This window comes from Streptomyces sp. NPDC050732, from assembly GCF_040654255.1.
Taxonomy (GTDB): Bacteria; Actinomycetota; Actinomycetes; order Streptomycetales; family Streptomycetaceae; genus Streptomyces.
Window position 1 is genome coordinate 106,274 of the sequence record NZ_JBFAHP010000013.1, and the last position, 18,900, is coordinate 125,173.

Annotated in this window: 16 protein-coding genes; 9 read left to right on the top strand and 7 right to left on the bottom strand. The window is 70.9% G+C overall.

The window, feature by feature from the left end; all coding sequences use genetic code 11:
* Positions 1–116: 116 nt before the first annotated feature.
* From AB0H82_RS14390 to ybaK, 3 genes are read left to right on the top strand one after another with little or no spacing between them, the layout of a single operon-like run.
* Positions 117–1,088 carry a hypothetical protein gene (locus AB0H82_RS14390; RefSeq protein ID WP_362992525.1) on the top strand — a complete coding sequence of 324 codons (972 nt, stop codon included), beginning with the start codon at positions 117–119 and terminating at the stop codon, positions 1,086–1,088.
* A gap of 2 nt (positions 1,089–1,090) precedes the next feature.
* The gene (locus AB0H82_RS14395; RefSeq protein WP_362992378.1) at positions 1,091–1,837 is read left to right on the top strand and encodes an LON peptidase substrate-binding domain-containing protein; all 747 of its coding nucleotides are present in this window, start codon (positions 1,091–1,093) and stop codon (positions 1,835–1,837) included.
* Positions 1,838–1,858: 21 nt separating this feature from the next.
* The gene (ybaK, locus tag AB0H82_RS14400; RefSeq protein WP_362992380.1) at positions 1,859–2,359 is read left to right on the top strand and encodes a Cys-tRNA(Pro) deacylase; all 501 of its coding nucleotides are present in this window, start codon (positions 1,859–1,861) and stop codon (positions 2,357–2,359) included.
* A 169-nt stretch (positions 2,360–2,528) separates the two neighbouring features.
* On the opposite strand, the gene AB0H82_RS14405 is transcribed toward ybaK, so the two are convergent.
* The 4 genes from AB0H82_RS14405 to AB0H82_RS14420 all read right to left on the bottom strand — a co-directional run bounded on the left by AB0H82_RS14405 (position 2,529) and on the right by AB0H82_RS14420 (position 6,466).
* On the bottom strand, positions 2,529–3,212 hold the full coding sequence (locus AB0H82_RS14405; protein ID WP_362992382.1) for a DUF2567 domain-containing protein: 684 nt from the start codon (positions 3,210–3,212) through the stop codon (positions 2,529–2,531).
* Positions 3,213–3,258: 46 nt separating this feature from the next.
* A complete protein-coding gene (locus tag AB0H82_RS14410) occupies positions 3,259–4,056 on the bottom strand; it encodes an ABC transporter permease (RefSeq protein WP_362992526.1) in 798 nt (265 codons plus the stop codon).
* A 73-nt stretch (positions 4,057–4,129) separates the two neighbouring features.
* Positions 4,130–5,092 (bottom strand): ABC transporter ATP-binding protein, encoded by a 963-nt coding sequence (locus tag AB0H82_RS14415; RefSeq protein WP_362992528.1) that lies wholly within the window; start codon positions 5,090–5,092, stop codon positions 4,130–4,132.
* A 135-nt stretch (positions 5,093–5,227) separates the two neighbouring features.
* Positions 5,228–6,466 carry an NYN domain-containing protein gene (locus AB0H82_RS14420; RefSeq protein WP_362992384.1) on the bottom strand — a complete coding sequence of 413 codons (1,239 nt, stop codon included), beginning with the start codon at positions 6,464–6,466 and terminating at the stop codon, positions 5,228–5,230.
* A gap of 293 nt (positions 6,467–6,759) precedes the next feature.
* On the opposite strand from AB0H82_RS14420, the gene AB0H82_RS14425 reads away from it, so the two are divergent.
* On the top strand, positions 6,760–6,939 hold the full coding sequence (locus AB0H82_RS14425) for a hypothetical protein (RefSeq protein WP_362992386.1): 180 nt from the start codon (positions 6,760–6,762) through the stop codon (positions 6,937–6,939).
* Positions 6,940–7,020: 81 nt separating this feature from the next.
* Here the strand turns inward: AB0H82_RS14425 and dnaE are convergent, their stop codons facing one another.
* Positions 7,021–10,563 (bottom strand): DNA polymerase III subunit alpha, encoded by a 3,543-nt coding sequence (gene dnaE / locus AB0H82_RS14430; RefSeq protein ID WP_362992388.1) that lies wholly within the window; start codon positions 10,561–10,563, stop codon positions 7,021–7,023.
* A gap of 223 nt (positions 10,564–10,786) precedes the next feature.
* Here dnaE and AB0H82_RS14435 point away from each other — a divergent pair, with 223 nt between their 5' ends.
* From AB0H82_RS14435 to AB0H82_RS14450, 4 genes are all read left to right on the top strand, one after another.
* Positions 10,787–12,115 (top strand): DUF2252 domain-containing protein, encoded by a 1,329-nt coding sequence (locus tag AB0H82_RS14435; RefSeq protein ID WP_362992390.1) that lies wholly within the window; start codon positions 10,787–10,789, stop codon positions 12,113–12,115.
* Between the two features lie 75 nt (positions 12,116–12,190).
* Positions 12,191–12,874: a hypothetical protein gene (locus AB0H82_RS14440; RefSeq protein ID WP_362992530.1), complete on the top strand. Its 684-nt coding sequence runs from the start codon at positions 12,191–12,193 to the stop codon at positions 12,872–12,874.
* Positions 12,875–12,918: 44 nt separating this feature from the next.
* Entirely contained in the window at positions 12,919–13,719 is an 801-nt protein-coding gene (locus tag AB0H82_RS14445; RefSeq protein WP_362992392.1) for a DsbA family protein, read from the top strand.
* A gap of 98 nt (positions 13,720–13,817) precedes the next feature.
* Complete coding sequence (locus AB0H82_RS14450) at positions 13,818–15,491, top strand: alkaline phosphatase D family protein (RefSeq protein ID WP_362992394.1); 1,674 nt, start codon at positions 13,818–13,820, stop codon at positions 15,489–15,491.
* A 22-nt stretch (positions 15,492–15,513) separates the two neighbouring features.
* Here the strand turns inward: AB0H82_RS14450 and AB0H82_RS14455 are convergent, their stop codons facing one another.
* Positions 15,514–16,083 (bottom strand): dienelactone hydrolase family protein, encoded by a 570-nt coding sequence (locus tag AB0H82_RS14455; RefSeq protein ID WP_362992396.1) that lies wholly within the window; start codon positions 16,081–16,083, stop codon positions 15,514–15,516.
* A gap of 69 nt (positions 16,084–16,152) precedes the next feature.
* On the opposite strand from AB0H82_RS14455, the gene AB0H82_RS14460 reads away from it, so the two are divergent.
* Complete coding sequence (locus tag AB0H82_RS14460) at positions 16,153–17,244, top strand: mechanosensitive ion channel domain-containing protein (RefSeq protein WP_362992398.1); 1,092 nt, start codon at positions 16,153–16,155, stop codon at positions 17,242–17,244.
* 17 nt (positions 17,245–17,261) lie between these two features.
* Here the strand turns inward: AB0H82_RS14460 and AB0H82_RS14465 are convergent, their stop codons facing one another.
* Positions 17,262–18,848, bottom strand: a complete 1,587-nt coding sequence (locus AB0H82_RS14465; protein WP_362992400.1) for a Na+/H+ antiporter — start codon at positions 18,846–18,848, stop codon at positions 17,262–17,264.
* Between the last annotated feature and the right edge of the window lie 52 nt (positions 18,849–18,900).

Here is an 18,900-nt window from a genome sequence, read left to right on the forward strand (position 1 = left end):
TCCCTGCGACCAACAAACGAGCAACCACGACGGTGACCGGCGAGCCCGCGCGAGCGGCGCCGGTTGAGGCGCAAAGGAGGGCACGGGTGCTGCGTGCCTTCATCCGTACCGCCCGCATGCTCCGGCACACCCCGCGGCTCGCCGCCGGGCTGCCGCCGGACGACGAGGTGCTTCTCGACGTGCCCGACGAGCGGCTCGCCCCCGCCCTGGTCGCCGCCGGGCGCGGCGACTACGGCCCGGCCGCGAAGGTCCTCGCCACCACCCGCGAGGCCGCCGAGTGGGAGAACCGCGACCGCTACGCCACGCGGCTCGCCGCCTTCGCCCGCTCCCGTCCCGAGTGGTTCGACGACTGGCTGGGCGCCTCCCCGCACGACCCGGACGCCCTGCTCGTCAAGGCCGAGCTGGCCGTCGTCCGCGGCTGGGAGTCACCGGCCCGCGCCGAGCTCCTGCGCGATTCGGGGCCGCTGCTCACCGCGGCCGCAGAGGCCGACCCGCGCGACCCGGTGCCCTGGCGGATCGCCCTCGACCACGCCCGCGGCACGCACGCGTCGCACACCGTCTTCGAGCGGCTGTGGGAGGAGGCGGTGCGCCGCTCCTCGTACCACTACGGCTGCCACGCCTCGGCCCTGCAGTACCTGTCCGCCGCCTGGTACGGCTCGCACCGCGAGTGCTTCGACTTCGCCGAGCGCGCCGCGGCCGACGCGCTGCCGGGCTCGCTGATACAGGTCCTCCCGGCGCGGGCCGCCTTCGCCTACCTGACCAGCCCTTCGGGGAACCTGCCGCGGGAGCGCCTGGACGCGGCCGCGGACCTCGCGATCGCGCTCTCGTACGAGTACGAGGCCGGGGACCCGTGGCCCGCCGAGGTCCGCAACCTCCTCACGTACGTCCTGGTCCGCCTGGAGCGGTGGGACGACGCGCTGGAGCAGCTGCGCCTGATCGGGCCGTACGCGACGTCGTTCCCCTGGGACCGGATGTCCGACGATCCGCTCGGCCAGTTCCTCGAACTGCGGGACGGCGTACGCATCGAAGTGGCGTCGATGACGCCGCTGCGCGCTCCACGCGAACGCGACCCCTCCGGCGAGCATTAGGCTTGCCGGTCGTGACCACCCGGCTTCCGCTCTTTCCGCTCAACTCGGTGCTGTTCCCCGGCCTCGTCGTGCCGCTGAACGTCTTCGAGGAGCGATATCGCGCCATGATGCGCGACCTGCTCAAGACCCCCGAGGAGGAGCAGCGTCTGTTCGCCGTCGTCGCGATCCGCGACGGCCTTGAGGTGGCGCCGAGCGCGCCCGGCCTCCCCGACCCGACGGCGCTGCCCGAGCACGGCCCCGCGGCGGGCTTCGGCGGCGACCCGCTCAAGGCCTTCCACGCCGTGGGCTGCGTGGCGAGCGCGGCGACGATCAGGGAGCGCGACGACGGCGGCTTCGAGGTCCTCGCCACCGGCACGACCCGCGTGCGCGTCCACTCCGTCGACGCATCGGGAGCCTTCCTCACCGCCGAGGTCGAGGAGCTGCCCGAGGAGCCGGGCGACGGCGCGGGCGCCCTGGCCGAGGGCGTCCTGCGGGCCTTCCGCTCCTACCAGAAGCGGCTGGCCGGGGCGCGGGAAGGTTCCCTGTCGACGGGGGCCGAGCTGCCCGACGACCCGTCCGTCGTGTCGTACCTCGTCGCCGCGGCGGCCGTCCTGGACACCCCGACCAAGCAGCGGCTCCTGGAGGCGCCGGACACCGCGTCGCGGCTCCGGGACGAGCTGAAAACGCTTCGCTCCGAGACCGCGATCATCCGTAATCTGCCGTCGCTGCCCGCGACGGACCTGACGCGCGGGACGACCAGCCTCAACTGAGCCACGGAAGGCGCGCACACCTTGGCGAAGAAGCAGAAGAAGCAGCAGTCGGCGGGGACCCCGGCGACGGTGGCCCTCACCGCGGCCGGCGTGGAGTTCACCGTCCACGCCTACGACCACGACCCGTCCCACCCCTCGTACGGCGAGGAGGCCGCCGAGGCGATGGGCGTCTCCCCCGACCGGGTCTTCAAGACGCTGGTCGCCGAGGTCGACGGGGAGCTTACCGTGGCCGTCGTGCCCGTCGCGGGCTCCCTCGACCTGAAGGCGCTGGCCGCCGCGGTCTCGGGCAAGCGTGCGGTGATGGCCGACCCGGCGGCCGCCGAGCGCACCACGGGCTATGTGCGGGGCGGCATCTCCCCGCTCGGCCAGCGCAAGAAGCTGCGCACGGTCCTGGACGAATCGGCGTCGGCGCACGCCACCGTCTGCGTCTCCGCGGGCCGCCGCGGCCTGGAGGTGGAGCTGGCGCCGGGCGACCTGGCCGAGCTCACCGGCGCGGTCCTCGCGCCCATCGGGCGGGCGTGAGAGGGACGACGTGAAAGCGCCCTCGACACATGTCCCGTGCGGGACTAGTACCGAGGGCATGTCGAAGAAGACGCGCATGCGGAAGTGGCGGGCGAAGAAGCGCAAGGCCAACCACGGGAAGCGTCCCGCTTAGCGGGCGCGGGCCCGGGGCTGATCCGAAGGACACGCCCTAGGAGCCGGAGCGCAGGCCCTCGGGATAGTCGTCGTCCTGGGGACCCCCGTAGGACACCGGCGCGGGGTACGGTTCCGGGTCGCGCGGTCCGAAGAGTCCGGTGAGCCCGAGGTGCACGGCGAGCGCGGCCACCGGCCAGGCGAGGAGCGTGCCCTTGGCCTTCAGCTCCAGCGGCGCGTCGAAGACGACGCCCTTGCCGACGGACTTCGCGTGCGCCACGACGTCCTTCTCCGGACCGAGCCAGACGCCGGCCTTCCACGCGATCAGCGCCCCGAACAGGCTGCCGAGCGCGAGCCCCACGACCAGCGGGATCCCGCCGCGCCTGCGCAGCAGGAAGACGACGGCACCGCTGAGGAGGCCGAAGCCGAGCGAGAGCAGCGTAAACGTTCCGTCTACGCCCATCGCCTGCTCGCCCTCGGTGTCCTTGAGGTACACCGCCTTGCCGTCCGAGACGAGCGGCACCCGCGGCGCGAGCCACGTCCACAGCAGCGCGAGCAGTACTCCGCAGACGGCCACCACGACCATGGTCACCACGGCCGGCAGCACTTCGTCCTTGATGCCGGCGCCGGCTTCCCCGGAGCCGTGCGGAGACGTCGGTCCCGACGGCTGCGCGGCGGTCTGCCAGGACTCGTGCGGGGTGCGGTCGTGCGGTGGTTGGGAGGGTGTATGCGGTGCGGTCACCCCCACATCGTGCCAGCACTCCCTGTGCGGCGCGTCACCGGACGTGTCACCGGACGGCCGCCCGGCGGAAAGCCCACGTTGCCACGGCCAGGGAGACCACGCCGACGCCCGCGCAGACCGCCAGGTCCAGCGCCACGACCGCCCAGTCCGGATCCGGCCCGAACGTACGGGCGAAGGCCTCCACGCCGTACGTCGAGGGCAGCAGGTCGCGCGCGTACTGCAGCAGGGCCGGCATGCGGTCGGCCGGGAGCACGCCGAGCAGCAGCGCCGCCGACATGCCCATCTGACCGAGGAGCGTGGCCAGTTCGGGCCGCGGCGCGAGCAACCCGAGGGCCGCGCCGAGCCCGGCGAGCGCGGCACCGGCCAGCGGGATCACCGCGAGGAGCACCCACAGGTGGGTGAACGGCAGCCCGAAGAGGCCGCACCCGACGATCGCCGTGACGAAGGTGCCGGGCACCGTGAAGGAGGCGTAGGCGGCCGCGGCCCCGAGGACCACCGCGGCGGGCGGCACGGGCAGGGTGGCGTAGTGGTCGAGCCCCCCGTCCGAGCGGAGCTGCCCGAAGTACTGCGCGAGCAGGTTGAGCGCGACGAACGCGACGACGAGCACGGAGGAACCGGCGACGACGGCCCGCGCCTCACCGCCCCCGTCGACGACACCGCGCATCAGGATCATGATGCCGACGGACTGGAAGGTCGCCACGAACAGCAGCGGTATGCGGGCGACCCTGGCCCGGGACAGCTGGGCGCGGTAGATGGCCGAGAGCGCCGGGAACAGCCGCGCCGGCGGCCCGAGGGGCGCGGGGCCTTCGGCCTCCCGCTCCGCACGGCCGCCGTCGGCCCGCACGGCGGCTTCCAAGGGAACCGCACTCACCGGACAACCCCTCCGTCTTCGTTCCTACCAGGGTTCCTACCACGAGTCACGCCTTGACCAGCCCCTGCCCGCTTCCGCCCAGCGCGAGATAGACGTCCTCCAGGCTCGGCGTGGCCAGCGTGAAGTCGTCCAGCGCGGCGAACGCGGCACCGCCGGTCACCGCGGCGACGGCGGCCCGCGCCTCGTCGGGCGCGAGCCGCAGGGTCCACCGCCGCCCCGACTCGACGGCGAGGGAGCGCAGCGCGGCCACTTCGGGGACGCCGAGCGGTGCCCGCTCCCGCCACACCAGCTCCACCCTGACCTCGTCGGCGACCTTCTCCTTGAGCCCGGCCGGGCTGTCGCAGGCGATGACCTTGCCCTGGTCGAGGACGGCGACGCGGTCGAGGACGGTCTCGGCCTCGATCACGTTGTGGGTGACGAGGACGACCGTCGTGCCGCGCTCGGCGCGCCGCGAGTCGATCGCCGCCCAGACGGCGCGCCGCGCGACGGGGTCCATGCCGGTGGTCGGCTCGTCGAGGACGAGCAGCGGCCGCTCCCCCACCAGGGCGGTGGCGAAGCAGGCGAGCCTGCGCTGCCCGCCGGAGAGCTTCTTCAGCGGCCGCGAGGCCAGCGCGGTGAGTCCGAGCTCCGCCAGGACCGCGTCCCGCTCGGCGCGGGCCCGCGGCACGTCGAGCCCGCGCAGCCGCCCGGTCGTCTCGACGGCGAGCGACACGGTGAGCTCGTCGAGGGCGGTGGACTCCTGGCCCAGGTACGCGAGGAGCCGCGCGGCCCGCTCGGGGTGGCGCACGATGTCGTGGCCGAGGATCTCGACGCTCCCGCTGTCGGGCCGCATCAGGCCGGTCAGCTGGCGTACGAGGGTGGACTTGCCGGCGCCGTTGGGGCCGAGCAGGCCGAAGATCTCGCCGCGGCCGACCGTCAGACCGATGCCGTCGGTGGCGCGGACCTCGGGGGTCGCGGGCCTGCCGCGTCGGGCGCGGGCGGCGGGATAGGTCTTCACCAGGTCGCGCACCGCGCAGACGGCGTCGTTGCCGTGTTCCTGACGGAGTCCCTGTCGGACTGCCGGTGCCGGGCGCGTACTCACGAAGGACGAGCCTACGGGGTCCGCGGGCGCGGGCGACGCCCGGGGCGGCCCGTACGGCCCGTGTCAGTCACCGGCGCGGTCCCCCGCGGGCACGTGCTCGGCGGCCGTGCGCACGTCGACCTCCCGCCAGAAGCCCGCCCTGATCGCGTACCGGTCGTGCTCGTCGATCTGGTCGTCCTTGTGGGCGAGGAGGCCGAACCGTGCCGCGTAGCGGAGCAGCTCGCCGTCGATGCGGTGCGGGATGCGTGGATACATCGTCGACAGTTTCTGCAGGTTGTGCTGTTCCGGGAGGCGCGCCATCCAGCGTCGGGCGAACACCTGTCCGACCTCGAAGGGGTCGCCGCCGACCGTGGTGATGTCCTCCTCGCGGTCGGCCCAGCGCTGCTCGGCCGTGGTCAGCTGGGCGAGGGTGGGCAGGGCGGCGGCCTCGGTGCTCTCGGCCGCGCCGCCGGGCCGCTCGACCCAGCCCTTGTCGGAGGACCAGCGCAGCGTCGCGTTCGTGGGGTGCTGGGCGGGCTGGGTGCCGGGGCCGCGCAGGGCGGCGAGGTCCTTGGGGGTGGGGACGCCCTTGCCCGGGGGGACGCGGTGCTCGTCGGCCTGCCGGCCGTTCGCGGCGGGTTCGGCGTGCCGGGCGGGGGTCTCCTCCTCGGCGCGCTGCGCGGCGGCGGCGAGCGCGGACTCCGGGAGGGGCGCCGAGAGGATCGCGGCGATCTCGGGACGGGGCGCGGGCGGCGGCGCGCAGCTGCCGGTGAGCTCCTTGGGGCGTACGGCCTTGGTGATCCAGGCCCGGTCGAGCACGCGCCGCTCGTCGGCCTCTGCGACCAGGTCCTCGGACTGGTTGTAGTCGCCGTCGGCGGCCTGGACGGCCCACAGGTGGACGGCGACGCCGTGCTCCTTGGCGGCCATCATGCCGGGCAGCAGATCGCCGTCGCCGGTGACGAGCACGACGTCGGAGCAGGCGCGGTTGCGGGCCAGTTCGGTCAGCTCGGCGTGCATCGCGGCGTCGACGCCCTTCTGGGCCCACCGTCCGTCGCTGCGGGTCAGGGCGCCGAGCCGGACCGTCACGCGGGGCATGACGCGCAGCCGCCGGTGCTCGGGCTGCGGGACCCGGTCGGGGGCGCCGTCGAACCAGTAGATGCGCAGCAGGGGGCGCTCGGTGTCCGCCTCCGCGCGCTCGCGGAGCCCCTGGATCAGGGCGGTGTGATCGACAGTGATCCGGGACCTGGAGGGCTCGCCCGCGAGGAGACTCGCGGCGGCACCCAGCAGATACCCGGCGTCCACCAGGACGATGCAGCGATCCACGCGGTCCACCCTCTTTCCCTGCCCGGAGGTCTCTGGACGTTCCCTCGAAGTCCCACGAAGACACCCTGTAAGGACAACGAATCAGGGGTGCGGGTCCGCGGCGGGTTCCCTTCGAGTCTGCCCGACCCGGCGGAGGTTAACGGCCGGAACTCGATCTTCGGCGTGGCGCATCCGCGGATCGTCCGCCCACAGGCCTTATTACGCACGGTAATTCTCTGAAATGCGCTCTTTGTCGGCATATGTGAATCTGAACGCGTCCTGGCCCCCAGATCCCCTTCAGGAGGAAGATCACCATGGCCAAGAACAAGAACCGCAAGCAGGGCGGCGAACAGAACCGCGCCTCGCAGGCCGAGCAGGCGCAGGAGCAGGCCAAGACGTCCGCCACCGATGCCCAGTCGCCGATGCAGTCGCAGGCTCAGGGCAGCCCTGCCGATGTTGCCCGTAAGCACCAGCGTCGCTTCGGCCACAACTGACACACATCCAGGCACACATGAGGGGCGCACCCGGTCCGGGTGCGCCCCTCATGCCGTGGAGTAAGGGGTCCGTGCGGCGGGTCAGCCCGCCAGGCAGGACGGGCCGAGCAGCACCTTCAGGTCACCGAAGAGCGCCGGGTCCGGCTTGACGCGGTGCCGGTCGAGCCGCAGCACGGTGGTCTTCTGCGCCCCCTGGAGCTTGATCCGCACCTCGCTGTTGCCCCGGTGGTGGCTGAGCACCTCGCCGAGGCGGTGGACCATCGGCGGGCTCACCTTGACGGTCGGGATGGTGATGATCACGGGGGCGTTGGTGCCCGCGTTCGACAGGTCGGGGACCTGGAGCTCCATCGCGACGAGCCGCGGCACGTCCTCGCGCTTGTCGAGGCGCCCCTTGACGAAGACCACCGCGTCCTCGACGAGTTGGGTCGACACCAGCTGATACGTCGCCGGGAAGAACATGCACTCGATGGAGCCCGCGAGGTCCTCGACGGTGGCGATGGCCCAGGCATTGCCCTGCTTGGTCATCTTGCGCTGCAGGCCCGAGATGATGCCGCCGATGGTGACGACGGAGCCGTCGGAGAAGTCGCCGCCGGTGAGCTGTCCGATGCCCGCGTCCGCCTTGTCGGAGAGCACGTGCTCCAGGCCGAAGAGCGGGTGGTCGGAGACGTACAGACCGAGCATCTCGCGCTCCTGGGCGAGGAGGTAGGTCTTCTCCCACTCGTCCTCGGAGAACTCCACGTCGAGTCCGAAGCCGGGCTCGTCGCCGCCGGACTCGTCGCCCATGCCTCCGAAGAGGTCGAACTGGCCCTCGGCCTCCTTCCGCTTCACCGCGACCACGTTGTCGATCATCGGTTCGTACTGCGCGGTGAGGCCCTTGCGGGTGTGGCCCATGGTGTCGAAGGCGCCCGCCTTGATGAGCGATTCCGTGGTGCGCTTGTTGCAGGCGGCGGCCTCGACCTTGTCGAGGTAGTCCGGGAAGGAGGTGAACTTCCCCTTCGCCTTGCGCGAGCGGATGATCGACTCCACCACGTTCGTACCGACGTTGCGGACGGCCTCAAGGCCGAAGAGGATCACGTCGTCGCCCTGGGCGGCGAAGTTGTGGACGGACTCGTTCACGTTCGGCGGGAGGACCTTGATGCCCATGCGGCGGCACTCGTTCAGATAGACGGCCGACTTGTCCTTGTCGTCCTTCACCGAGGTGAGCAGCGCGGCCATGTACTCGGCCGGGTGGTTCGCCTTCAGGTAGGCGGTCCAGTAGGTGACCAGGCCGTACGCGGAGGAGTGCGCCTTGTTGAACGCGTACCCGGCGAAGGGGACCAGGACGTCCCACAGGGCCTGGATGGCCTCGTCCGAATAGCCGTTCTTCCGGGCGCCGGCCTGGAAGAGGACGAAGTTCTTCTCCAGCTCCTCGGGCTTCTTCTTGCCCATCACGCGGCGCAGGATGTCGGCTTCGCCGAGGCTGTAGCCCGCGACGATCTGGGCGGCCTTCTGCACCTGCTCCTGGTACACGATGAGGCCGTAGGTGAGGCCCAGCGTCTCCTTCAGGGGCTCTTCGAGCTCCGGGTGGATCGGCGTGATCTCCTGGCGGCCGTTCTTCCGCTCGGCGTAGTTCGTGTGCGAGTTCATGCCCATCGGGCCCGGCCGGTACAGGGCCGAGACGGCGGAAATGTCCTCGAAGTTGTCGGGCTGCATCTGGCGGAGCAGCGAGCGCATCGGGCCGCCGTCGAACTGGAAGACGCCGAGCGTGTCACCGCGGCAGAGCAGTTCGAAGGTCTTCGGGTCGTCGAGCGGGAGGGAGAGCATCTCCAGGTCGATGCCCTTGTTGGCCCGCACCATCTTGACGGCGTCGTCCATGATGGTGAGGTTGCGCAGGCCCAGGAAGTCCATCTTGAGCAGGCCGAGCGACTCGCACTGGGGGTAGTCCCACTGCGTGATGGTCACGCCGTCGGTGTGCCGGGTCCAGAGCGGGGCGTGGTCGACGATCGGCTCGCTGGACATGATCACGCCGGCCGCGTGCACACCCATCTGCCGGACCAGGCCCTCGACGCCCTTCGCGGTGTCGATGACCTTCTTCACGTCCGGCTCGTTCTCGTACATCCCCCGGATCTCGCCCGCCTCGCTGTAGCGCGGGTGCTTGGGGTCGGTGATGCCGGAGAGGTCGATGCCCTTGCCGAGGACGTCGGCGGGCATCGCCTTGGTGAGGCGGTCGCCCATCGCGTACGGATATCCGAGCACGCGCGCGGAGTCCTTGATGGCGTTCTTCGCCTTGATCTTGCCGTACGTGCCGATCATGGCGACCTTGTCGGCACCGTACTTCTCGGTCACGTACCTGATCACTTCGACGCGCCTGCGCTCGTCGAAGTCGATGTCGACATCGGGCATGGAGACGCGCTCGGGGTTGAGGAACCGCTCGAAGATCAGGCCGTGCGTGATCGGGTCGAGGTCGGTGATGCCCATGGCGTACGCGACGATCGATCCCGCCGCGGAGCCTCGGCCGGGGCCGACCGCGATGCCGTTGTTCTTGGCCCACATGATGAAGTCGGCGACCACGAGGAAGTACCCGGGGAACCCCATCTGGATGATGATGTCCATCTCGTACTCGGCCTGCTTCTGCCGGTCCTCGGGGACACCGCCCGGATAGCGGCGCTCCATGCCGCGGCGGACCTCCTCCTGGAACCAGGTGACCTCGGTGAAGCCCTCCGGGATGTCGAACTTCGGCATCAGGTCGCGCTTCTCGAACATCCCCGTGGTGTCGATCTGCTCGGCCACCAGGAGCGTGTTGCGGCAGCCCTCCTGCCAGGCGTCGGACGAGTCGATGGCGTACATCTCGTCGGTCGACTTCAGGTAGTAACCGGTGCCGTCGAAGCGGAAGCGGTCCGGGTCCGAGAGGTTCTTGCCGGTCTGGATGCAGAGCAGGGCGTCGTGGGCGGTCGACTCGTGCGCGTACGTGTAGTGCGAGTCGTTCGTCACCAGGGGCGGGATGCCGAGCTTTTTGCCGATCTCCAGGAGTCCGTCGCGGACCCGGCGCTCGATCTCGATGCCGTGGTCCATCAGCTCCAGGAAGTACCGGTCCTTGCCGAAGATCTCCTGGTACTCGGCGGCCGACTTCAGCGCCTCGTCGAACTGGCCGAGGCGCAGCCGCGTCTGGAGCTCACCCGACGGGCATCCCGTGGAGGCGATGAGGCCCTCGGACCACTGGGAGATCGTCTCCTTGTCCATGCGCGGCCACTTCTGGAGCCAGCCTTCCGCATAGGCGTCCGAGGAGAGCCGGAAGAGGTTGTGCAGTCCGGTCTTGTTCGCCGCCCAGATCGTTTTGTGCGTGTAACCACCCGAACCGGACACGTCGTCGCGCTTCTGGTGCGGCTGGCCCCACTGGATCTTCCGCTTGTTCCTGCGGGACTCCGGCGCCACGTACGCCTCGATGCCGATGATCGGCGTCACACCCGCCTTCTGCGCCGAGTGGAAGAAGTCGTACGCCCCGTGGAGGTTGCCGTGGTCGGACATCGCGATATGGGTCATGCCCATCTCGTTGCACGCGTTGAACATGTCCTTCAGCCGCGCGGCACCGTCGAGCAGCGAGTACTGGGTGTGCACGTGCAGGTGCGTGAAGGGCGGCTTTGTCACGACGGGAGGCCTCCGGAGAACGGTTGGTGACAGGCTGCGGGCAGTCTGGGGGGACAGCGGGGAAGTCTAATCCGCGGCAGTGACAGCCGGCGGGCACTCGGGGGTACGGTCGAGCGTTGGAAGGGGCGGAACATCCGTCCCGAGGGGGGCGGAACAGCTGCCCCACGGGGCGGCGCATCCGCCCCCATGTCACGCACCACCCCGCACCAGGAGGCACCCAGCGATGTCGGTCCCGCAGCCCACTGCTGAGCAGCGCGGCGAGCAGATCCTCGCCGTCTTCGACACCGCGTTCGGCGAGCTGCTCGCCGCGGACCCCGCCGCGTTCCGGGTGAAGTTCCGGAAGATGGCCTCCTCCGCCTTCGCGTTCTACCGCGGCACGGCCTGCCTGTTCTACGCCGACCTGGAGCGCGAGCAGCACGGCGGGCCCTACCTGGACGACCGCACGGGCCGGGTGTGGATCCACGGCGACCTGCACGCGGAGAACTTCGGCACGTACATGGACTCCCAGGGCCGCCTGATCTTCAACGTGAACGACTTCGACGAGGCGTACGTCGGCCCCTTCACCTGGGACCTGAAGCGCTTCGCCGCCTCCGTGGCCCTCATCGGCTACACGAAGGCGCTCGGCGACGAGCAGATCACCGACCTCGTGCGGACCTACGCCGCGGCGTACCGCGAGCGCATCCACGACCTCGCGACGGGCGCCAAGAGCGACGAGGTGCCGCCCTTCACGCTGGACACCGCCCAGGGCGCCCTCCTGGACGCGCTGCGCGACGCCCGCTCCCTGACCCGCTTCGGGCTGCTCGACTCGATGACGGAGATCCGTGACTTCGAGCGCCGCTTCGCGCCCGGCGGCGGCTCCATCGAGCTCGACGCGGCCACGCGCTACAAGGTCCTCGCCGCGTTCGACGGCTATCTGGAGACCCTTCCGGAGTCCTCCCTGACCCGCCCCGACTCGTACCGCGTGAAGGACGTCGTCGGCCGCCGCGGCATCGGCATAGGCTCCGCCGGCCTCCCCTCGTACAACATCCTCCTGGAGGGCAACAGCGACGCCCTGGAGAACGACGTCGTGATCTACCTCAAGCAGGCCCAGACCCCCGCGGTCTCCCGCCACATCACGGACCCGGCGGTCCGCGACTACTTCCAGCACGAGGGGCACCGCACGGTCATCTCGCAGCGCGCCCTCCAGGCGCACGCCGACCCGTGGCTGGGCTGGACCGAGCTGGACGGCGCGGGCCAGCTCGTCGCCGAGGTCTCGCCGTACGCGGTGGACCTGGACTGGTCGGACATCGACGACCTGGAGGAGATCTCCGCGGTCGTCGCCGACCTGGGCCGCGCCACGGCCACGATGCACGCCGCGGCGGACGACGAGAGCGGCCACTCGGACCTGGTGCCGTTCTCCACGGAGCGCGCCATCGACGCCGCCATCGCGGCCGACGAGGGCGGCTTCGCGGACCTGCTCGTGGACTTCGCGCACAGCTACGGCGCACGCGCGCGTGCGGACCACCAGATCTTCGTCGACCTGTTCCGCAACGGGCGGATCCCGGGCCTGTAGGCGTCCGAGCACCCGGGGGACTCACAGGCACCCTTTATGGGGCTCCCACAGGAACACATGGCACACTCCTCCGCGATGGACATATCCGGGACCCAGCTCAGAGCCGTGCGCGCGGCACTGTTCACGGCACTCGTCGTGACGCTCTCCGCCGCGTCGCACGTGCTGCTGTCCCGTGTCCCCCTGCCGCCGGCCACCGTCGCGGCGATCGCCGCCCCCGTCTTCCTCATCGCGTACGCGACGGCGGGGCGCGAGCGGGGGTACGGGCGGATCGCGGCCCTGCTGATCCCTCTCGAACTGGCCGCCGACACGGTGTTCACCGCGGGCCAGCACGTCTGTTACGGCGAGGCCGGCGGCCCCGTCGCGGGCCCGCTGCGCTCCGTCGGCTTCGACGTGCTGTGCGGCGGGGCGCCCGTGGGGTCGCCCCTGGCCCGGATGACCGCGGACGGGCACGGTGCCGCCGTGCTGCTCGCCGAGGTGGACCCGGCCGCCGCCTGGCTGCTGCTCGGGGCGCACGTCGGCGTGGGCCTCCTCGCGGCCGCCTGGCTGCGGCGCGGCGAGCGGGCCCTGGCCCAGCTGCTGCGCGCGGTCGCCGCCGCGACCTTCCGGCCCCTGCTGATCGCGGTCGCCGCGGTCGCCACCTCCCGCCTGCCCGTCCGCCGCGCCCCGCGCCCCGCGCGCCGGGTGCGGGCGGCGCGCACGCGGCTGCTCGTGCACTTCGTGGGACGGCGTGGACCGCCGTGCTCGGCCGTCTTCGCCTGAGCACAGCACCCCCACGCAGTTCCACCCACACGGAGAAAAAGATCATGAGCAAGCGCAACAGCCAGGCCGCCAAGTCCGCCGCCCGCGAGCGGATCCGCGCCCAGCAGGAAGCCGAGCGCAAGCGGGAGAAGCAGAAGCGGGCCGCCATTGTCGGCGTCTCGATCGTCGCCGTCCTGGCGCTCGCGGGCGGCGTCGGCTACGCCGTCATGCAGTCCAACAAGCCCGGTTACTGGGAAGAGGCCAAGGACAAGAAGCTCGTCAAGCCCGCGAACACCTCGGGCGAGGACGGCACCACGGTCACGATCGGCAAGTCCGACACGAAGAACACGGTCCACCTGTACGAGGACCCGCGCTGCCCCGGTTGCGCGGCCATGGAGCAGTCCATCGGCTCCGCGATCGACAAGGGTATGAAGGACGGCGACTACAAGCTGAACTTCACCATCGGGACGTTCCTCGACAACAACCTCTCGGGCGAAGGGTCGAAGAACGCCCTCAGCGCGCTCGGCGCCGCGCTGAACGTCAGCCCCGACGCGTTCCTGGAGTACAAGACCGCGCTGTTCTCCACGAAGTACCACCCTTCGGAGTCCACCGACGACTTCGCGAAGGACGAGTACCTGATCAAGGTGGCGAACAGCGTGGACGCCCTCAAGGACAACAACAAGTTCAAGAGCGCGGTCGAGAAGGGGACCTTCGACCCCTGGGCCCTCAGGATGAGCGACTCCTTCCAGTCGGCCAAGGGCGTGGAGTCCACCCCGACCATCAAGATCAACGGCAAGGTGGTCGAGACGCCGAAGACCGCCGACGCCTGGAAGGCCGCCTTGAAGAAGGCGGGCGTCACGAAGTAGTGAACTGAACCCTCTTCGAGGGGAACAGTGTTCAAGAGGGGGCGAACTTGACGAGTTCGCCTCCCTCTTGCGATTACCGATCAGTATCGTGATCGCCCGTGACCAGTCGAAACGATCTTCAGTCGTCGCTCAACTCCCCTGCGCTCAACTCTCTGGCGCCGAGCCGCCGTACCGTCGTCAAGGCCGCGGCCGCCGGCGCCGCGCTCGCCGCACCGCTCGCCTCCATACCCGCGCACGCCGCCGAGAGACCCGCCTTCCACCACGGGGTCGCCTCCGGAGACCCGCTGCCCGACGGCGTCCTGCTCTGGACCCGCGTGACCCCCACGCCGGACGCCGTGCCGGGGTCCGGCAAGGGACCCGACGTGGAGGTGAGGTGGGAGGTCGCCGAGGACAAGGGCTTCACCCGGGCCGTGGCGCACGGCGCCATCACCGCGCGGGCCTCCTCCGACCACACGGTCAAGGCCGATGTAAGGGGCTTGCTCCAGGCGACCACGTATTACTTCCGCTTCTCCGTAGGAGACGTCCGCTCCCCCGTGGGGCGTACCCGCACCACCCCCGCGCACGACGCCTCCGCGCACGGCGTCCGCTTCGGCGTGGTGTCCTGCGCGAACTGGGAGGCGGGTCACTTCTCCGCCTACCGCCACCTCGCGGCACGCACCGAACTCGACGCGGTCCTCCACCTCGGGGACTACATATACGAGTACAAGAGCGGCGAGTACCCGTCCGCCGAACACGTCGTCCGCCCGCACGAGCCGAGGCACGAGATCCGGACGCTCGCCGACTACCGCACCCGGCACGGCGTCCACAAGACCGACCCCGACGCGCAGGCGATGCACGCGGCACACCCGGTCATCGCGATCTGGGACGACCACGAGTTCGCCGACAACGCCTGGTCGGGCGGGGCCGTGAACCACTCCCCGGAGACCGAGGGCGACTGGGCGGGGCGCATGGCAGCGGCCAAGCAGGCCTACTTCGAGTGGATGCCCGTGCGCACCTCCACCGAAGGCACCGTCTACCGCCGCGTCCGCTTCGGGAAGCTCGCCGATCTGCACCTGCTCGACCTGCGGTCCTTCCGCTCCGAGCAGGCGGGCTTCGGCAGCGGAGAGGTCGACGATCCGGACCGCACCCTCACGGGCCGCGCCCAGCTCGACTGGCTGAAGTCGGGCCTGGCGTCGTCGGACGCGGCCTGGAAGCTGGTCGGCACCTCGGTGATGATCTCACCGGTCGCCTTCGGCTCGCTGCCCGCTCATCTCCTGGAGCCGCTGGCGGAGTTGCTCGGCCTGCCCAAGGAGGGCCTGGCCATCAACGCCGACCAGTGGGACGGCTACACGGACGACCGCAAGGAGCTCATCGCCCACCTGCGGGACCGGAACATCCGCGACACCGTCTTCCTGACCGGCGACATCCACATGGCCTGGGCGAACGACGTACCGGTCAAGGCGGCCACGTACCCGCTCTCACCGTCCGCCGCCACGGAGTTCGTGGTCACCTCGGTGAGCTCCGACAACATCGACGACATGCTCGGCGTCGCCCCGCACACCGTCTCCCTCGTGGCCGCAGGCGCGCTCAAGGCCGCCAACCGCCATGTGAAGTGGCTGGACATGGACTCGCACGGCTACGGAGTCCTCGACGTCACCGCCGAGCGTTCGCAGATGGACTACTACGTGATCTCGGACCGGACCGATCCCGGGGCGACCTCTTCCTGGACCCGTTCGTACCGCACGCGCAGCGGCACGCAGAAGGTGGAGCGGGTGCACGCCCCCGTCCGCTGACCGTGCGGAGCGCTGCCGGGGACTAGAGGGTCTCCAGGAAGCCCAGCGCCGTGCGCCACGTCGCCTCCGCGGCCTCGGCGTCGTAGTCGTCGAGGTCCGGGTCGGTGTAGAGGTGCCCGGCGCCCGCGTAGCGGTAGATCTCCACGTCGGCCCCGGCCCGGCCCATCCTGAGGTACCAGGCGCTCAGCCAGTCGTCGGACTCGAACGGGTCGGGTTCGGCGACGTGCAGCTGCACGGGCAGCTCGTCCACGGCCGCGTTCTCCGCGAGGTCGGAGGTGCCGTGCAGGAGCAGCAGGCCCCGCGCCTTCTCGTCGCCGAGGGCGAGGGTCTGCGCGGTCGCGGCGCCGAGCGAGAAGCCCGCGTACACGAGCCCGCGCTCCGAGTAGGGCGCGGCCGCGAGGATGGCCCGCTTCAGGATCTCGTCCTTGCCGAGCTCGTTCTGAAAGGCCCTGCCTTCCTCGACGCCGTCGAAGACGCGGCCCTCGAAGAGGTCGGGGGTCCACACCTCGTGCCCCGCGGCACGCAGCCGGTCGGCCGCCGCGTGCACCGCGGGCCGCAGGCCGTACGTCGAATGGAAAAGCACGATGTTCATAAAGCCATCGTGCCATCCCCCCAGGGCCCCCTCCCCTCCGAGCCACCCCGTGCCCCTACTCTCGGAGGCATGGAGAACGTACTGCGTCCGTTGATCGTGATCGGCGGCTCGGTCGTGCTCACAGTGCTGGTCGGCTGGCTGGTCGACTTCGCTATGCGCCGGGCCGACGAACGGCACCACGAGACCCCGCTGTGGGGTCTGCTGCGCCGCTGCCGTGTCCCCTTCCACGTCGTCCTGTGCGCCGCCCTGCTGAGAGGGACCTACGGCCACGCCGAGCTCGCCCGGGACCACTCGGCGGCCATCGGGCGGATCCTGTCCCTCGTGCTCATCGGCTCCACGGCCTGGCTGGTCGTGCGGATCGCCGCGGCGATAGTGGAGTCCACGTACGCGCGTTACGCCGCGGTCCACCGCGACCCGGCCAGGGTCCGCAGGGTCCGTACGCAGGTGACGCTCATCCAGCGGGTGGTCACCGCGATCGTCGCCGTGGTGGCCACCGCCGCGATGCTGCTGACCTTCCCCGCCATGCAGGCCGCGGGCACCTCCCTGCTGGCCTCCGCGGGCATCCTCGGCATCGTCGCCGGTGTCGCCGCCCAGTCCACCCTCGGCAACCTCTTCGCTGGCCTGCAGATCGCCTTCGGCGACATGGTGCGCATCGGGGACACCGTCGTGGTGGAGGGCGAGTGGGGCACCGTGGAGGAGATCACCCTGACGTTCCTCGCGGTCCGCACCTGGGACGAGCGCCGGATCACCATGCCCGTGTCGTACTTCACGTCGAGGCCCTTCGAGAACTGGTCGCGGGGCGGTGCGCAGATGACCGGCACGGTCTTCTTCCACCTGGACCACTCGGCGCCGGTCCACAAGATGCGCGAGAAGCTGCAGGACATCCTGCGGGACTGCGCGGCGTGGGACGGCCGGGACTGGGGGCTCGCCGTCACGGACACGACGCCGAGCACCATGCAGGTCCGCGCCCTGGTCACCGCGAAGGACGCGGACGACATATGGACCGTGCGGGTCACGGTGCGCGAACAGCTCGTCCAGTGGCTCACCGAGCACCATCCGTACGCGCTGCCGCGGGTCAACACGGCCTCTGCGGAGCCGAGCCCGAACGGCCACCGCCCGCTCCACCTGGCACCGAAGCCCCCGCGCACCGGCCGCGGCTGAACCTCGAAGGCAGGCTCTCAGCGCAGGCTGCGTACGTCGAGGTGGTGCAGGACCCGGTCGACGACCTCCGGGTCGGCCCCGGCCTCGCTGCGGGCGGCGAGCACTTCGTGGCGGGCGGCCGACATCATCTCGCGCTGGATGCGCTGGACGGCCTTGAGACGGTCGACGCGCTTGGCGTACCGCTCGCGCCGCTCGTCGTCGAGCAGGTCGGGGCTGATTCTGGTGCCGATGTCGAGGGCGCCCCGCTGGAGCCGCTCGCTGACGTCGTCGGGGAGCTCCTCGACCTCCTGGATCTCCTTGAGGCGGCGCTTGGCGGCCTTGGCGGCGCGGAGCGCGAGCGTGCGCTCCAGCTCGCGCTCCGCGTCGGCGTCGGCGCGCACCCCGAGCTTCCGCACCAGCCAGGGCAGGGTGAGCCCCTGGACGACGAGGGTCGCCATGATGACGCAGAACGCGATGAAGATGATCTCGTCGCGGGCCGGGAACGGACTTCCGTCGTCCGTCTTGAGCGGAATGGCGAGCGCCAGCGCGACGGACGCCACGCCCCGCATCCCCGACCACCACATGACGACGGTCTCCCGCCAGGTGGTCGGGATCTCCTCGTCGACGTCGCGCCGCTTGTGCAGCCGCTTGGCCAGCCAGGTCGCGGGCAGCAGCCACAGCAGTCGTACGCCGACGACGACCGCGACGACCGCCGCGCCCCAGCCGAACATGTGCCACTCGCGGTCGTTCGCGATGCCGAAGACGTTGTGCAGTTCGAGGCCGATGAGCCCGAAGGCGATGCCGGTGACCAGGGTGTCGACGATCTGCCAGAAGGTCTGCCCGGTGATGCGCCCGAGCACGTCGTCGGCGTCGACGGCGTTCTCGGCGAGGTAGAGCGCGGTGGTGAGGACGGCGAGCACGCCGGAGCCGAGGAGCTCCTCGGCGAGGACGTAGCTGACGAACGGCACGAGGAGCGTCAGGCCGGTCTGCAGGGTGGCGTCACCGAGCAGCCCCATGAGCTTGTTGGTGAGCCAGCCGAGCACGAGACCGACGACGATGGCGACGACGGCCGAGAGCACCAGGAGGCCCACGGCGGACGGCCAGGAGAAGGTGCCGCTCACCGCCGCCGCGATCGCCACGTGGTAGAGCACGATCGCCGTGACGTCGTTGAAGAGCCCCTCGCCCTCCAGGATCGACACGAGCCGGCGCGGCAGCCCGAGCGACCCGGCGACCGCGGTCGCGGCCACAGGGTCGGGCGGCGCGACCAGCGCCCCGAGCGCCACGGCCGCCGCGATCGGCAGCCCCGGCACGATGGAGTTGGCCATCGCGGCGACGGCCGCCGTCGTCACGAACACGAGCGCCACGGCGAGCAGGAAGATCGGCCGGATGTTGGCCGTGAACTGCCGCCACGAGGTGCGCTGCACGGAGGCGTAGAGCAGCGGCGGGAGCACCAGCGGAAGGATGTAGTCCGGCGGGATCTCCACATTGGGCACGAACGGCAGCAGGGCCATGCCGATCCCCACCAGCGTCATGAGAACGGGCGCCGGCAGCCCGAGCCGGTCCCCCAGCGGCACGGTGAGCACAGCGCCGAGCAGCAAGATGAGCACCAGTGCCAGTTGATCCACGGGTGTGCCCTCCGGCGGTCGAGGCTTGGACGATCAAGACCTCAACCCTGCC

Bases quoted from the DNA above. Each gene is read 5' to 3' on its own strand.
- AB0H82_RS14435 (WP_362992390.1), top strand. From the start codon at position 10,787: ATGTCGGTCCCGCAGCCCACTGCTGAGCAGCGCGGCGAGCAGATCCTC.
- AB0H82_RS14425 (WP_362992386.1), top strand. From the start codon at position 6,760: ATGGCCAAGAACAAGAACCGCAAGCAGGGCGGCGAACAGAACCGCGCC.
- AB0H82_RS14390 (WP_362992525.1), top strand. From the start codon at position 117: ATGCTCCGGCACACCCCGCGGCTCGCCGCCGGGCTGCCGCCGGACGAC.
- AB0H82_RS14440 (WP_362992530.1), top strand. From the start codon at position 12,191: ATGGACATATCCGGGACCCAGCTCAGAGCCGTGCGCGCGGCACTGTTC.
- AB0H82_RS14460 (WP_362992398.1), top strand. From the start codon at position 16,153: ATGGAGAACGTACTGCGTCCGTTGATCGTGATCGGCGGCTCGGTCGTG.
- AB0H82_RS14455 (WP_362992396.1), bottom strand. From the start codon at position 16,083: ATGAACATCGTGCTTTTCCATTCGACGTACGGCCTGCGGCCCGCGGTG.
- AB0H82_RS14445 (WP_362992392.1), top strand. From the start codon at position 12,919: ATGAGCAAGCGCAACAGCCAGGCCGCCAAGTCCGCCGCCCGCGAGCGG.